The organism is Kitasatospora sp. NPDC059146 (genome assembly GCF_042786665.1).
Classification (GTDB): domain Bacteria; phylum Actinomycetota; class Actinomycetes; order Streptomycetales; family Streptomycetaceae; genus Kitasatospora.
Map to the genome: position 1 here is coordinate 115,816 of NZ_JBHZCY010000005.1, position 13,332 is coordinate 129,147.

At 73.5% G+C, this 13,332-nt stretch carries 14 protein-coding genes; 4 read left to right on the forward strand and 10 right to left on the reverse strand.

The features are described 5' to 3' along the window. Nucleotides 1-119 precede the first annotated feature (119 nt). The gene (locus ACFXPX_RS03620; protein ID WP_375887262.1) at nucleotides 120-698 is read right to left on the reverse strand and encodes a TetR/AcrR family transcriptional regulator; all 579 of its coding nucleotides are present in this window, start codon (nucleotides 696-698) and stop codon (nucleotides 120-122) included. Between the two features lie 88 nt (nucleotides 699-786). Between ACFXPX_RS03620 and ACFXPX_RS03625 the strand changes: the two genes are divergently transcribed. Both ACFXPX_RS03625 and ACFXPX_RS03630 read left to right on the forward strand, forming a co-directional pair. Continuing rightward, nucleotides 787-1,233: an anthrone oxygenase family protein gene (locus tag ACFXPX_RS03625; protein ID WP_380586694.1), complete on the forward strand. Its 447-nt coding sequence runs from the start codon at nucleotides 787-789 to the stop codon at nucleotides 1,231-1,233. Nucleotides 1,234-1,296: 63 nt separating this feature from the next. Continuing rightward, the gene (locus ACFXPX_RS03630; protein ID WP_380586697.1) at nucleotides 1,297-1,749 is read left to right on the forward strand and encodes a DUF4267 domain-containing protein; all 453 of its coding nucleotides are present in this window, start codon (nucleotides 1,297-1,299) and stop codon (nucleotides 1,747-1,749) included. A 75-nt stretch (nucleotides 1,750-1,824) separates the two neighbouring features. Here the strand turns inward: ACFXPX_RS03630 and ACFXPX_RS03635 are convergent, their stop codons facing one another. The 9 genes from ACFXPX_RS03635 to ACFXPX_RS03675 all read right to left on the reverse strand — a co-directional run bounded on the left by ACFXPX_RS03635 (nucleotide 1,825) and on the right by ACFXPX_RS03675 (nucleotide 11,335). Beyond that, nucleotides 1,825-2,364: a cysteine hydrolase family protein gene (locus tag ACFXPX_RS03635; RefSeq protein WP_380523185.1), complete on the reverse strand. Its 540-nt coding sequence runs from the start codon at nucleotides 2,362-2,364 to the stop codon at nucleotides 1,825-1,827. Between the two features lie 44 nt (nucleotides 2,365-2,408). After that, complete coding sequence (locus ACFXPX_RS03640; protein WP_380639487.1) at nucleotides 2,409-3,437, reverse strand: 3-oxoacyl-[acyl-carrier-protein] synthase III C-terminal domain-containing protein; 1,029 nt, start codon at nucleotides 3,435-3,437, stop codon at nucleotides 2,409-2,411. Nucleotides 3,438-3,487: 50 nt separating this feature from the next. Next, on the reverse strand, nucleotides 3,488-5,128 hold the full coding sequence (locus tag ACFXPX_RS03645; protein ID WP_380639489.1) for an FAD-dependent monooxygenase: 1,641 nt from the start codon (nucleotides 5,126-5,128) through the stop codon (nucleotides 3,488-3,490). Between the two features lie 102 nt (nucleotides 5,129-5,230). Next, on the reverse strand, nucleotides 5,231-6,238 hold the full coding sequence (locus tag ACFXPX_RS03650; RefSeq protein WP_380639491.1) for a 3-oxoacyl-ACP synthase III family protein: 1,008 nt from the start codon (nucleotides 6,236-6,238) through the stop codon (nucleotides 5,231-5,233). A 223-nt stretch (nucleotides 6,239-6,461) separates the two neighbouring features. Next, nucleotides 6,462-6,929 (reverse strand): MarR family winged helix-turn-helix transcriptional regulator, encoded by a 468-nt coding sequence (locus ACFXPX_RS03655; protein ID WP_375887278.1) that lies wholly within the window; start codon nucleotides 6,927-6,929, stop codon nucleotides 6,462-6,464. 67 nt (nucleotides 6,930-6,996) lie between these two features. Further along, complete coding sequence (locus tag ACFXPX_RS03660; protein WP_375887281.1) at nucleotides 6,997-7,482, reverse strand: MarR family winged helix-turn-helix transcriptional regulator; 486 nt, start codon at nucleotides 7,480-7,482, stop codon at nucleotides 6,997-6,999. A gap of 102 nt (nucleotides 7,483-7,584) precedes the next feature. Then, nucleotides 7,585-8,556 (reverse strand): aldo/keto reductase, encoded by a 972-nt coding sequence (locus ACFXPX_RS03665; protein ID WP_375887284.1) that lies wholly within the window; start codon nucleotides 8,554-8,556, stop codon nucleotides 7,585-7,587. A 95-nt stretch (nucleotides 8,557-8,651) separates the two neighbouring features. Continuing rightward, the gene (locus tag ACFXPX_RS03670; RefSeq protein ID WP_375887286.1) at nucleotides 8,652-9,602 is read right to left on the reverse strand and encodes an aldo/keto reductase; all 951 of its coding nucleotides are present in this window, start codon (nucleotides 9,600-9,602) and stop codon (nucleotides 8,652-8,654) included. Nucleotides 9,603-9,772: 170 nt separating this feature from the next. After that, nucleotides 9,773-11,335: an MFS transporter gene (locus ACFXPX_RS03675; protein WP_375887288.1), complete on the reverse strand. Its 1,563-nt coding sequence runs from the start codon at nucleotides 11,333-11,335 to the stop codon at nucleotides 9,773-9,775. Nucleotides 11,336-11,648: 313 nt separating this feature from the next. Between ACFXPX_RS03675 and ACFXPX_RS03680 the strand changes: the two genes are divergently transcribed. Next, nucleotides 11,649-12,443 (forward strand): AfsA-related hotdog domain-containing protein, encoded by a 795-nt coding sequence (locus ACFXPX_RS03680; protein ID WP_380586705.1) that lies wholly within the window; start codon nucleotides 11,649-11,651, stop codon nucleotides 12,441-12,443. 79 nt (nucleotides 12,444-12,522) lie between these two features. Further along, complete coding sequence (locus tag ACFXPX_RS03685; protein ID WP_375887293.1) at nucleotides 12,523-13,212, forward strand: HAD family hydrolase; 690 nt, start codon at nucleotides 12,523-12,525, stop codon at nucleotides 13,210-13,212. The last annotated feature ends 120 nt before the right edge of the window (nucleotides 13,213-13,332 follow it).

Here is a 13,332-nt window from a genome sequence, read left to right on the forward strand (position 1 = left end):
GGGGGGCGCGCGCGCCGCCGGCGCCGCCCCGCCCCCCCCCCCCCGCCCCCGCGCGCAGGGCCGGGCGGGCCGCCGGCCCCGCCGCCCCCCCCGGCGGTGGTTCGGAGCCCGGCGGCGGTTCAGAGCACGGCGAGCCGGTCCACCAGGAGCTGCACCCGGCGCCCGGTGTCCTCCGGGGGCAGGCGCCGGGCCCTGGTCAGGGTGGCCTGTCCGTGCAGGGCGGCCCAGAACACCTCGGTGAACAGGCCCGGGTCCACGCCCTCCCCGGCGACGTCGGCGAGGGTCTCCAGCAGGGCGGCGAAGCCGTCCTTCAACGGTTCGGGAGTGTCCTCCTCGGCGAAGGCCAGGCCGCCGTCGAGCTGGAACAGGGCGTCGTAGACCGCCGGGTTGCGGGCGGCGAAGTCGAGGTAGGTGCGGGCCAGGGCGGTGACCCGGGCGCGCGGGCCGTCCGCGGCGCGGGTCGCGGCCCGCAGTGCCGCGGCCATCTCGGTGACGCCCTCCAGGGCGACGGCACCGATGATCTCCCGCTTGCCGCGGAAGTGGCTGTAGAGGACGGGCTGGCTGTACTCGATGCGCTCGGCGAGCCGGCGGGTGGTGACCGCCTCCCAGCCCTGCTGCTCGGCGAGTTCACGGGCCGTCGCCACGATGAGGCGCTCACGTTCCGCCCGCTCGCGCTGCTTTCGTTCCTGTACCGACATGACTCGATCCTAGCACCGCTAGACATTCAAGCGGCAGCAGGTCTAGCATTGACATGTCAGCTAGCAGCGCTAGATACCAGGGGGAATCATGCTCGCCGCACTCAAGGTCCTCACCACCGTGGAACTCGGCGTGATGGTGGGGGTGGAGTTCGCCGTCGCCGTCGTCCTCAACCGGATCCTCAAGGCGCTCCCCGAGGACGCCGGCCAGCTCGGCCGCGCCCACGGGGGGCGGATGCTCGGCGCCGTGATGCCGTTCTGGTACATCGGCTCGCTCGTCCTGGTCGCGGTCTGGGCCGTCGCCGACCGGCACCACCACGGCACCTGGCTCCTCGTCACCGCCGGCGCGCTGCTGATCGTCAGCGTGCTGATGTCGGTCCTGCTGCTCGTCCCGATCAACAACCGGAGCAAGACCTGGACCCCGGAGAACCGCCCCGCGGACTGGCAGGAGCAGTCGGACCGCTGGGACCGCTACCACTACGCCCGGGTCGCCGTGATCGTCGCCGCCTTCGCCCTGCTGGTCGCCGCCCTCGTCTGAGCCCGCAGGCCCGACTCCGGCACGCCCGACTCCGGCACGCCCGACTTCCGCAAGGAGACCCCGATGTCCCTCAAGACCGTGAACACCGCCCTGACCACCGCGGGCATCCTCTTCGTCCTCTGGTTCGGACTGACCTTCGTGCTGGCCCCCGGGACCATCGCGCCGACCTTCGGCCTGCCGAGCTGGCCCGCCGGCGACGGCGGCGGCTTCCTGGTCCTCAAGGGCGTCCGCGACGTCGCGAACGCCCTGATCCTGGGGGTGCTGCTGCTGACCGGTCAGCGCCGCGCCCTGGCCTGGGTCCTGCTGGCCGGGTCCGTCGTCCCGTTCGGCGACATGGCCACCGTGCTCGCCCACCACGGCTCCGCCGGGGCCGCGTTCGGCGTCCACGGCCCGACGGGGGTGGCGATGGTCGTCATCGGCCTGCTGACCCTGTGGGAGACGCGCCGGCTGTCCGGTGCCCCGACGTCCGCCCCGACGTCCGCCCCGGTTCCCGCCCCGGTCCGCGCCGCGGCCTGAGCGTGGGAGCGCGCGGAGCCCCCGCCCGGGGAAGGTCCCGGGCGGGGGCTCGATGGTGCCGGTGCGTGGGGGCGCTCAGGCCGCGGGGGTGAGCAGGGGGTCGGTGCGGGTGAGGGTGACGCCCATGCGGTGGAAGGCGTCGACGGCGGCGGTGTGGCCCTGGGGGGAGAGGGCGGCGACGGCGTCCTCGACGACGGTGGTGGGGTAGCCGAGGTTGACGGCGGTGCGGACGGTCTCGCCGACGCCGTACTCGGTGGCGATGCCCGCGATGACCAGGTCGGTGGCGCCGAGGCGGTTGAGCCGGTCGGCGAGGTCGGTGCCGGCGAAGGCGTCGATGCCGTACTTGGTGACCACCTCGTTGCCGGGGCGGGCGGCGACCTCGGGGGCGAAGCGGTTGAAGGCGGAGTCGGGGCCGCCGTCGCTGCCGTCCATCCGGGCGTAGCGGACCAGGACGACGGGCCGGCCGGCGGCCTCGAAGGCGGTCTTGAGCCGGGCGGCGGAGCGGACCACCTCGGGGCCGCTGAGCGGGGCGACCGGGCGGCTGACGATCCACTGCTGGAGGTCGACCAGCACCAGGACGGTGCCGGGGGTGAGGGCGGCGGGGGAGTTGGGCATCGGGGTTCCTCGGTGGTCGGTCGTGACGGGTGGCGGCCGGTCGCTCACTCGGCGGCGACCAGCAGGGCGGTCCAGGTGAAGCCGGCACCGGCGCTCAGCAGGATGGCGATCCGGCCGGGTTCGAGCAAGCCGCGGGTGTGCAGGTGGGCCAGGCCGGCGGCGGCGTCGCCCGCGCCCAGGTGGCCGGTGCGGGTGCCCAGGTCGAGCACCTCGACGCCGGTGAGCCCGAGGCGCTCGACGGCCGGGAGGTAGGCGGTCTCCAGGACGGTGCGGCCGAGCCGGGGGAGCAGCAGGTGGCCGAGCCGGGGGTCGTCCGGGGCGAGGCCGGCGTCGGCGAGGGCGCCGCGGACGGCCCGGGCCACGCCCTCGCCCGCGGTGGCGGCGAAGTGCGGGCCGAGGCCGTCGCCGAGGAAGGCCTTCTTGGTGCGCCGGATGTCGAGGGTCTCGCCGTTGGCGCGGGGCGCGGGGGAGAAGGCGTCGTGGCCGCGGTGCATGGACTCCAGGTCGGGGGCGGCGGCGGTGTGCGCGGCGAGCAGCCGGTACGGGCCGCGCTCGCGGTCCAGCACGAGCGCGGTCGCGCCGTCCCCGTAGGCGACCCCGTAGTCGCCCTGCCAGCGGTCGAAGCCGGGGGCGGCGAAGCGGTCGCCGGTGGTGACCAGGGCCCGTTCCAGGGCCGGGTCGGCGGCCAGCCGGACGGCCGCCAGCTCGACCGCGGTGGCCCCGCCGTTGCACATCTGCTGGACGCCGAGCGGCACCGCCCGTACGGCGCCCGCGTGTTGGGCGACGTAGTGGGCGGGGGACCAGAAGTCGTGCCCCTGGTGGTAGATCCAGGCGTGGACGACCAGGCCGACGGACTCGGGCGGGCAGCCGGCCTCGCCGATCGCCTTGGCGGCGGCGAGGACGGCCATCTCGGGGCCCGAGGGGCCGTCGCTGACGGGCAGTTCGAGGTAGCCGTCCTTGGCGGCGTTCTCGGCGGTGACCCGCCCCCCGGCGACCGCCGCTGCCGCGGTGTCCGTGGTCGGGGGGAGCCAGTCGACCACGGCGGCGATCCGGGGCGGTGGGTCGAAGCGCATCGGGGCGGTCCTCAGGGGTAGGGGTCGGCGGGCGGGGCCAACGGGCGGGATCAGCGGGCGGGGTGGTGCAGGGCCTCGTCCAGCAGGGCGGTGACCCGGTGCGCCTCGTGCAGCGGGAGCCGGGCGTGGACGTGCTGGTCGGGGCGGACCAGCACCACGGAGCCGCGGCCGGACCCGCGGCCGGCGGTGCGGCCGGACGACCCGCGGGCGGGGTCGGGCTCGGCCGGTGCGCCGTCGTGCAGGGTGCCGGTGGCGTCCAGCACCCGGACGTCCAGCAGCCCGGGGTGGCGCTTCTCGGCCTGCTCCAGGGCGCGGGCGACCCGCGGCGGCAGGGCGGTTCCGGGCAGTTCGACCAGCAGGGTGTGCTGGAGGTCGGAGACGGCCTCGCGCAGCGACAGCCGGCGGCCGAGCCGGCGGTCCCAGACCTGCCGGTCGGGGGTGAGCGCCCCGGGCACGAAGCGGTGGCCCCAGAGCTTCCAGCTGCGCAGCCTGGTCTCCCGGCCCTCGCCGTAGACGGTGCGCAGGCCGGCCAGCCAGGGGATGTAGTCGAGGTCGAACAGGCCGAACCGGGAGGCGGCCGCGGCGGCCCGGTCGCGGGCGGTGACCTGGGCGGGCTTGCGCAGCAGCCAGGCGCGGGTCTGCAGGTCGGCCTGGCGGACGACGGCGCGGGCGACCTGGGTGCGCTCGGTGTGGTAGCTGTCGAGCAGCGGTGCGCCGGCCTCGCCGCGCCAGACCAGGGCGAGCTTCCAGGCGAGGTTCTGGGCGTCGGTGACACCGGTGTTGAGGCCCTGGCCGCCGGCCGGGCTGTGGATGTGGGCGGCGTCGCCGACCAGGAACACCCGGCCCTCGCGGTAGCGCTCGGCGTGCCGGGCGTGCACCGCGAAGGTGCTGGTCCAGGCCGAGTCGCGGAGGGTGAGGCCGCCCGGGCCGCGCTCGTCCACGACCTGCTGCATCAGCTCCAGGGTGGCGTCCTCGGGGGCGAGGCCGGGCGGGAGCGAGGTGAAGACCCGGGAGCGGCCGCCGGGCAGTCCGATGATCACCAGCACGCCGCGCGAGGAGCAGAAGTAGTGGGCGGCGTCGTGCTTGAGCGGGCCGTCCACGTAGGCGTCGACCAGCATGAAGGTGTTGGGGTAGGTGAGGCCCTCGAAGCTGAGGCCGAGCAGCTCCCGGACGGTGCTGCCGGCCCCGTCGCAGCCGAGGACGTACGCGTACTCGGCGCGCCGCTCGGTGCCGTCGGCGCCGCGCAGCACGGCGACCACGTGGTCGGGGTGCTGCTCCAGCCCGGTGAGCGCGGTGCCGCGTTCGACCTCGCCGCCGAGCCGGGTGACGGCGGCGCCGAGCAGGTCCTCGATCTCGGGCTGGGGGAGGATCACCGGCTGGGCGCGACCGGTCAGGTCGAGCGTGGCGATCGGGCGGCCCTCGGAGTAGTAGTGGAAGGCGTCGACCGGCAGGCTGCGGTCGGCGGTGCCGGCCGGGTCGGCGAGCCGGCGCAGCACCTCCAGGGTGCGCGGCCAGACCAGCAGGGCCTTGGTGAGCGGGGAGGGGGCCGGGGCTCGGTCGACCAGGTGGATGTCGACGCCGCGGCGCAGCAGTTCGGCCGCGGAGGTGAGTCCGACCGGGCCGGCGCCGACGATCAGGACGGGCCGTCTGCCGGTGGGGCGGGGGGCGGTGGGGTCGGCGCTGCTGGTCACGTCTCTTCTCTCGTACGGGTGTCGGGCGGGTGCCGGGCCGGTTGCGGTGCGGGCCCCGTCGTCGTCAGGGGAGGTCGTTCGGGGGCGGGCGGTGCGCCTGGACTACGCGGCGGCGTGCCAGCGCAGCAGGCTGCTGCCGATCGACATGCCGCCGCCGAAGCCGGAGAGCAGCACCAGTTCGCCGTCGCGCAGGGCGCCGGCGCGGTTCGCGGCGTCGAGGGTGATCGGGACGGAGGCGGCGCCGGTGTTGCCGTACTCGGCGACGGTGAGGTGGGTGCGGGCGCGCTCCAGGCCGAGCGAGGGCAGGATCTCGGCCAGCATCTGGCCGTTGGCCTGGTGCGGCACGAAGTGGTCGACCTCGGTGCCGGTGCGGTCGGCCCGGCGGAGCAGCTCCTTGACCGTGAGCGGCAGCCGGTCGGTGACGAACTCGCGGACCTCGCGGCCGTTCATGGCGAACCAGTGGTCGCCCTCGGCCAGGCTCTCGGGCGAGGCCGGTCTACGGCTGCCGCCGGCCGGGACCCGGATGGTGCGGTGGTGCTGGCCGAAGGTCTCCAGCAGGGAGGTCTCGATGCCGTAGCCGGCCGGGACGGGGCCGAGCACGACGGCGCCGGCGCCGTCGCCGAACAGGATCGCGGTGCGGCGGTCGGTGGGGTCGATGATCCGGGAGTAGACGTCGGCGCCGATCACCAGCGCGTGGCCGCCGTCGGCGATCAGGCGGTGGGCGGTGTGCAGGGCGAAGGCGAAGCCGCTGCAGACCGAGTTCAGGTCGAAGGCGGCGGCCTGCTCGGCGCCGATCAGGTCCTGCACGATGGCGGCCGTGGCGGGCTGCGGGTGGTCGGGCGTGGAGGTGGCCACGACGATGTGGTCGAGCTGGCCGGGGCGGATCCCGGCGTCGGCGAGGGCGGCCCGGGCGGCGTGCGCGGCGAGGTCGGAGGTGGCCTCGCCCTCGGCGGCGTAGCGCCGCTCGCTGATGCCGGTCTTGCGGTGGATCCACTCGGCGGTCACGCCGGCCCGGGAGCCGACCAGGGTGTTGTCGACGGCGTTCGCGGGCAGGTGCGACCCGGTGCCGAGGATGCCGATGGACGACGCGTGCTGCTGCGCTGTCTGCATGATCGATACAGTATCAGAGGCCTGACTTAGGTCAATGCCTTGTCCAGTATCGCAATGTTAATGAATGGGTGGACCATAGGCTGTGTCCGAAGCATGAGGCCTCCGGAGCGTGGGGCGTCCGACCCCGGACATGGGAAAGGCCGCCCCCTCGACGCCCCGGGTGGTGATCGGGCGTCCAGGGGGCGGCCTTCCGCCCCGTACTGCGGTGCTGCCGCGGTGCGGCTCAGTCGGTCTTGCGCAGAGCCGCCGCCGAGCGCTCCAGCAGCTCGCGCAGCTGGGCCTGCTCGGTGTCGTCGAAGGCGTCGGTGAGCCGCTTCTCGACCCCGCGGGCCAAGGTGTCGGCCTTCTTCGCCAGTGTGCGGCCGGAGCGGGTGAGCTTGGCCACGAGCACCTTCTGGTGCACGCTCGACGTCTCACGGGTGATGAGGCCCTTGTTCTCCAGATTGGTCAGGATCGTGGTCATGGTCTGCGGCGTGACCATGCACTCCCGGGCCAGCTGCGCCCCGGACATTCCGGAGGACTGCTGGAGCACGAGCAGGGTCACGTACTGCGGAACCGTCAGGTCGACGGTGCGCAGCGCGCGGGTCTTCTCGCCGATCAGCGCCTGCTCGGCCCGCTTGATGGCATGGCCCAGGCGGTCGTGGAAATCGAGCGGAGCTGAGTTCGGCTGGTTGGAGCTGTTTTCGGTCACAGTGATCGCATCCCTGGCTGCCCCCCACGGCGGATTATTCGGACTTTAAGGTACATCAGTGGGCTGATCAGTCGCTACGTACGAACTGATTCGGGCCAACCGGGTCGGCTTCCGGTACGGACACCGCTGCCACGGCGCGCCGCAACAGTGAGCGGAAAACCACCACCTCCTCCGCCAGGAACGAGCTGACCAGCCGTTGTTCGGCCGTGTGCTCGGCCGCCTCGCCCCGGACCGTCAGGGCCCGGCCCTCCTCGGTCAGCCGCGCGGTGAAGACGTGCGAGTGGACCGAGGAGACCTGCCGGCGGACCAGCCCGCGCCCCTCCAGGGAGGCGAGCCGGGTGGCCATGGTCTGCGGCGTGACCAGGCAGTGCCGGGCCAGCTGGGCCCCGGACGCGTCCGGGTGCTCGGCCAGTACCCGGAGGGTCAGGTACTGCGGCACGGTCAGGCCGACCGTGCGCAGCGCCCGACCGCGCGCGGCCATCATGGTCTGCTCGCACTGCTTGAGGAGGTGTCCCAGCCTTCGGGAGGGGACGTCCTGGTCGGGGGGAGCCACGGGGCCTCCTCGGTGGTCGGAACCTGAACTGCTACTCAGAACCTTAATACTTCGTAGAGCCCTGATTGACAACTCGGAAAACGAACTCGTCTGCGGGGCAAGTCAGTAGCGGGTTCCGACCGGAGCCGGGAGGGAGTCCAACGCGGCCAGATCATCGGCGCTCAGCAGGACCTCGGCGGCCGCGGCGTTCTGCTCGATGTGGAGCCGGCGGGTGCTGCCGGGAATCGGCACGACGTGCTCGCCCTGGGCCAGCGTCCAGGCCAGGGCGACCTGGGCGGGGGTGGCGCCGTGGCGGGTGGCGACCTCCTGGATGCCGTCCGAGATCCGCTGGTTCTGCGCCCGCGCCTCCTCCTGGAAGCGCGGCAGCCGGGCCCGGAAGTCGTCCTGGTCCGGCGCGTTCTCGCCGTCGAAGCGGCCGGCCAGGAAGCCCCGGCCGAGCGGGGAGAACGGGACGAAGGCGGCGCCGTTGGCCTTGCACCAGGGCAGCACCTCGGCCAGCGGGTCCCGGCTCCACACCGACAGTTCGGACTGCACGGCGCCGACCGGGGCGATCGCGTGCGCCGCGTCCAGCTGGCCGGCGGAGACCTCGCACAGGCCCAACTGCACGATCTTGCCCGCCTGCTGGAGCTCGGCCAGGGCGCCCCAGCTCTCCACCAGCGGGACCCTCGGGTCGACCCGGTGCAGGTAGTAGACGTCGATCCGGTCGGTGCCCAGTCGGCGCAGCGAGCCCTCCACCGCGGCGCGCAGGTGCTCCGGCCGGCCGTCGGCGGACACCTGCACCGAGCCGAGGTGGGACTCCGGGCCGGCCTTGAGGCCGCCCTTGGTGGCGAGCACGACCTGCTCGCGCAGCCCGCCGCGGAGTGCCTCGCCGAGCAACTCCTCGTTGGTGAAGGGGCCGTAGAGGTCCGCGGTGTCGAGCAGGGTGATGCCGAGGTCGACGGCGTGCCGGATGGCGCCGATCGACTCCTCGGTGCTCTGCAGCTGGGAGGTGTACACCCAGTTCATCCCCATGCAGCCGAGGCCGATCGGGCCGACGGCGGGTCCCTCGGCGCCCAGGGTGCGCTGCTGTGCCATGGAAGGTCTCTCCTCGTGGTTGGTGCGGGTCGGGGGGTGGGGCGTGGGGGCGGGGGTGGTGGAGCGGGCTGGGGAGGAGCGCGGGTGACGGGGTGTCAGTAGCGCGAGCCGACCGGGGCCGGCGCGGAGTCCAGCTCGGTCAGGTCGGCGTCGGACAGTCGCAGGTCGGCCGCGCCGGCGTTCTCGGCGAGGTGGCCGATCCGCTTGGTGCCGGGGATCGGGACGACCTGCTCGCCCTGGGCGAGGGTCCAGGCCAGGGCGACCTGCCCCGGGGTGGCGCCGTGCCGTTCGGCGACCCGCCGCAGGGTCTCGACGATGGCGAGGTTGGCGGCGAAGGCCTCCCGGGCGAAGCGCGGGTTGGCGGTGCGGTAGTCGTCCGGCGCGAAGGCGTCCGGGCTGGTGTAGCCGCCGGTGAGGAAGCCGCGGCCGAGCGGGGAGTACGGGACGAAGGCGGCGCCGTGGGCCGAGCACCAGGGCAGCACGTCGGCGAGCACCTCCCGGCTCCACAGCGACAGTTCGGTCTGGACGGCGGCGACCGGGTGGACGGCCTGCGCGGCCGCCAGCTCCTCGACGCCGACCTCGGAGAGGCCGATGCCGCGGACCAGGCCGGCCTCGACCAGTTCGGCCATCGCGCCCCAGGACTCGGCCAGCGGGACGTCCGGGTCCACCCGGTGCAGGTAGTACAGGTCGACGTGGTCGGTGCCGAGGCGCTTGAGCGAGGCGCGGATCGAGGCGTGGATGTGCTCGGGGCGGCCGTTGCGGTACATCGGCCGGTCCGGCTCCTGGACCAGCCCGACCTTGGTGGCCAGGACGGCCCGCTCCCGGCGGCCGGCCAGTGCCCGGCCGAGCAACTCCTCGTTGCTGTGCGGGCCGTAGACGTCCGCGGTGTCGATCAGGTTCATGCCCTGGTCGAGGGCGTGGTGGACGACCTCGACCGAGGCGGCCTCGTCGTAGCCGCCGGTGGTGTAGAAGTCGGTCATCCCCATGCAGCCGAGGCCGATGGCTCCGACGTCGAGGCCGGTGGGGCCGAGCTGGCGGCTGTGCATGATCTCTTCCTTCGCGGTGGTTCGGGGGTGCGGCGGGCGGCAGCGGGTGCAGCGGGTGGCGGAGGTGCGGGGGGTACGGAGGCGGAGCGGTCCGGGCGGGGCGGCGGGTTCACCGCGCCCCTCCCGGACCGGTCGCTCGGGTCTGGCCGTCAGGCCGGTCGAGGCGGGCGTCAGCGCCCGGCGCCGACCGGCTCCGGGGCCTGCTCGGCCTCCGGGGCGGTCACCGCGGAGGCGGCGGCCTTGCGGTCACGGAGCATCACGGCGATCAGCGGGGCGCTGAGGGCGGCCACGCCGGCCAGGATCCACAGCACGGTGCGCAGCGCGTCGGTGTAGCCGTCGGCGAGGAAGGTGTGGAAGGCCTGGCGGCCTGCCTCGGCGACACCGGACTCCGGGTCGGCCAGGTTGCCCTGGGCGACCTTGGCGGCGAGGCCGTCCGGGTTGCCGGTGAAGCCGCTGCCGTAGGAGTCGAGGTTCTCGGAGACGTTGGAGCTGACCAGGCTGACCAGGACGGAGCCCATGCCGGCGATGGCGATCGCCTCGCTGGCCAGGCGCATGGTGTTGAACATGCCCGCGGCCATGCCGGCCCGCTCCGGCGGGACGGAGCCGATCGCGGCGCCGTCCAGCAGGCCGAAGGAGATGCCGACGCCGGTGCCGATGATCAGGAACGGACCGATCAGGCCGGCCACGCCGATGCCCGGGTGGATGGTGGTGAGCCAGGCGGCGCCGCCGGCGACCAGCAGCAGGCTGACGGCCAGCAGGGTGCGGACCGAGATCTTCTGGGCGAGGCGACCGGCGATGATCGGGAAGACCAGCACGGGGGCGGTGAGCAGCAGCATCACGGCGCCGGCCTCGGAGCTGCTGAACCGGTTGGCGCCCATGAAGTAGGAGGGCAGGAAGACCAGCAGGCAGACGAAGCCGAAGGCGAGCGCGACGGGGACGAAGCAGATCGCGACGAAGCGGCCCTGGGTGAACAGGGAGATGTCGAACATCGGGCGCTCCTGGCGCAGTTCGACGATCACGAAGAGCGCGAGCAGCAGCACGAAGCCGGCCAGCAGGCCGAGCACGACGGGGCTGGTCCAGCCCTGCTGGGGGCCCTCGACCATGGCGAGGGTGACCAGCGCGAGGCTGGTGGTGAAGGTGACGGTGCCGCCCCAGTCGACGCCGCGGGCGCCCGGGTCACGGGACTCGGTGATCCGCGGCAGGGCCAGCAGCAGGGCCAGGTCGATCGCCGCGTGCAGCAGGAAGACCGAGCGCCAGCCGAAGGAGGAGACCAGCAGGCCGGAGGTGGAGGGGCCGAGGGCGAGTCCGACGCCGAAGGAGGACCCGAGGACGCCGAAGGCCTTGGCCTGGGCGGGCCCGGAGAAGGTGGTGGCGAGCACCGCGCTGCCGGCGGTGAGCACCGCGGCGGCGGCCGCGCCGGCCAGCAGGCGGGCGCCGTCCAGCAGGTAGATGTTGCTGCTCAGGCCGCTGACCAGGGAGCAGAGGCCGAAGAGCGTGATGCCGATGCCCAGCATTCTGCGGCGGCCGACCAGGTCGGCGATGGCGCCGCAGGCGAGCATGAAGCTGGCGAAGGTCAGGTTGTAGCCGTTGACCACCCACTGGAGCGGTCCGAGGCCCGCGCCCAGGTCGGTGGCGATCTTCGGCAGGGCCACCGAGGCGCCGGTGAGCGAGGCGGGGAGCAGCCCGCCGGCGATGCACACCGCGGCGAGCGTGGTGCGTGGGTAGCTCTTCATGGGTCGAGGACTCCGATGTCGAAGGTGTCGATGAGTTCGATTAGCAGCAAGAACCCTGGTCGGTATCAGGGTTCTTACTCATGGCAGAGGACGCTATAGGTTCGCCGTGGCGGCCGTCAAGGCGGTCGGTTGACCTTGCATCGGGATTCTTGAGGAAGTCTTGATATGAGACAGGGTCGTAAGCTGTCTACGAATGCTGATACTGTCCTGGGCAGCTGGCCTCCCGTCAGGAAGGCGGGAGAGGGCTGCAATTCAGCCTTTTGCCTGTTCAGAGACGCGCGCCACGCGCACTTCATGTGATGGGGGCATTGACATGACGCATCGGACCGAGGTTCTGTACCTGGTCGGCGACCGCTTCGGCGCTCTGGCCACGAACGACGGAGTGGCCACCGCGGGTGGGTTCGTCAAGGAGCTGCGGGCGGGGCGCTACAGTGACCCCGAGCTCCGCCTGACGCTGATCAACGGTCAGGGCATGAGCTCGTACGAGTGGGACTGGGTGGCCCGTGAGATCACCCGCTACGGTGCGGCCGACCGCATCTCGGTGCCCGGGCTGCAGCCGAGCCTGGCCTACCGGGACGAGGCGCACAAGCACCGCGAGCAGAACGTCCTGATCGCTGGCCTGCGCCAGATCGACGCGCTGCGCTACCAGGCGGACCTGAGACTGGACAACGACAACGAACTGCTCCTGGACCACACCACCGGCCAGCACATCCAGGGCATGATCATCATCGAGGCGGCGCGGCAGATGTTCCTGGCCGTCACCGAGCGGTTCTACGCCTCGGCCTGGCCGGAGCGGCAGTACTACTACGTGATCAAGAGCTTCGACACGGACTTCGAGAACTTCCTGTTCCCGCTGGACGCCACCGTCGACTACGAGATCCTCAGCGCGAGCATCGACAACCCCGAGCGGCTGTCCTTCGGCGTCGAGATCGCCGTCCACCAGGGCGGCGCCCGCGCCTCGCTGTCCCGGGTCGAGTTCACCGCCTTCGAGAGCGACGTCATCTCGCAGAAGGAGGGCAAGCGCGCGGCCCGCACCGTCGAGCAGGTCCGCCTCGCCCGCACCGAGCAGGAGCGGGAGGGCGAGCTGGTCGTCGTCGGCTCGCGCTGACCCACCCCACCCGGCCCGACCGGCCGCGGACTCATCCCGGACGGACCCCGGACGCCATGACGAACCCCAGGAGCACCCAGTGACCCGCCCGACCGGCCCCGCGGCCTTCTTCGACGTCGACGAGACCTTGATCAACGTCAAGAGCATGTTCGACTTCCTGGCCTTCCGGTACCGGGTCGAGGGCCGCCCGGAGTCCGACTACGCGCGGGACCACGGCGCCCTCCGCCGGCTGGCGGACGGCGGCGTGCCGCGCGAGGAGGTCAACCGGGCGTACTACCGGCTGTTCACCGGCGTGCGGGAGGCCGACCTCGCCGAGCAGGGCGAGCAGTGGTTCCGGCAGCGGACCGGGGAGGGGGAGCTCTTCCACGCCCCCGCCCTGGCCGCCTTCCGCCGGCACACCGAGCAGGGCCACCACACCGTCCTGGTCTCCGGGTCCTTCCCCGGCTGCCTGGACCCGATCGCCCGGTACGTCGACGCCGGCACCGTCCTGTGCAGCCGCCCGCTGGTGGCCGACGGGATCCTCACCGGTGAACTGGAGCGGCCGATGATCGGCGCGGCCAAGGCCGTCGCCGCCCGCGAGCTGCTCGACCGGGGCGGCTTCGACCCGCGGGAGTGCCACGCCTACGGCGACCACTCCTCCGACCTCGACCTGCTCCGACTCGTCGGCCACCCCACGGTGGTGGGCGACGACCCGGTGCTGACCGAGCACGCCGACCGCGGGGGCTGGAGCCGGCTGCCCGGCCTCGGCCACGGCGCGGCGCAGCACTGACCGACCGACCGTCCCACCCCCCGGGGGGCCCCCCGGGGCCCCCCCCCCCCCGGGGGGGCGCCCCCCCCCCCACCGCGCCGGGGTTGGCGGGCGCGCCGGGCCCCCCCGCCGCGCGGAGCC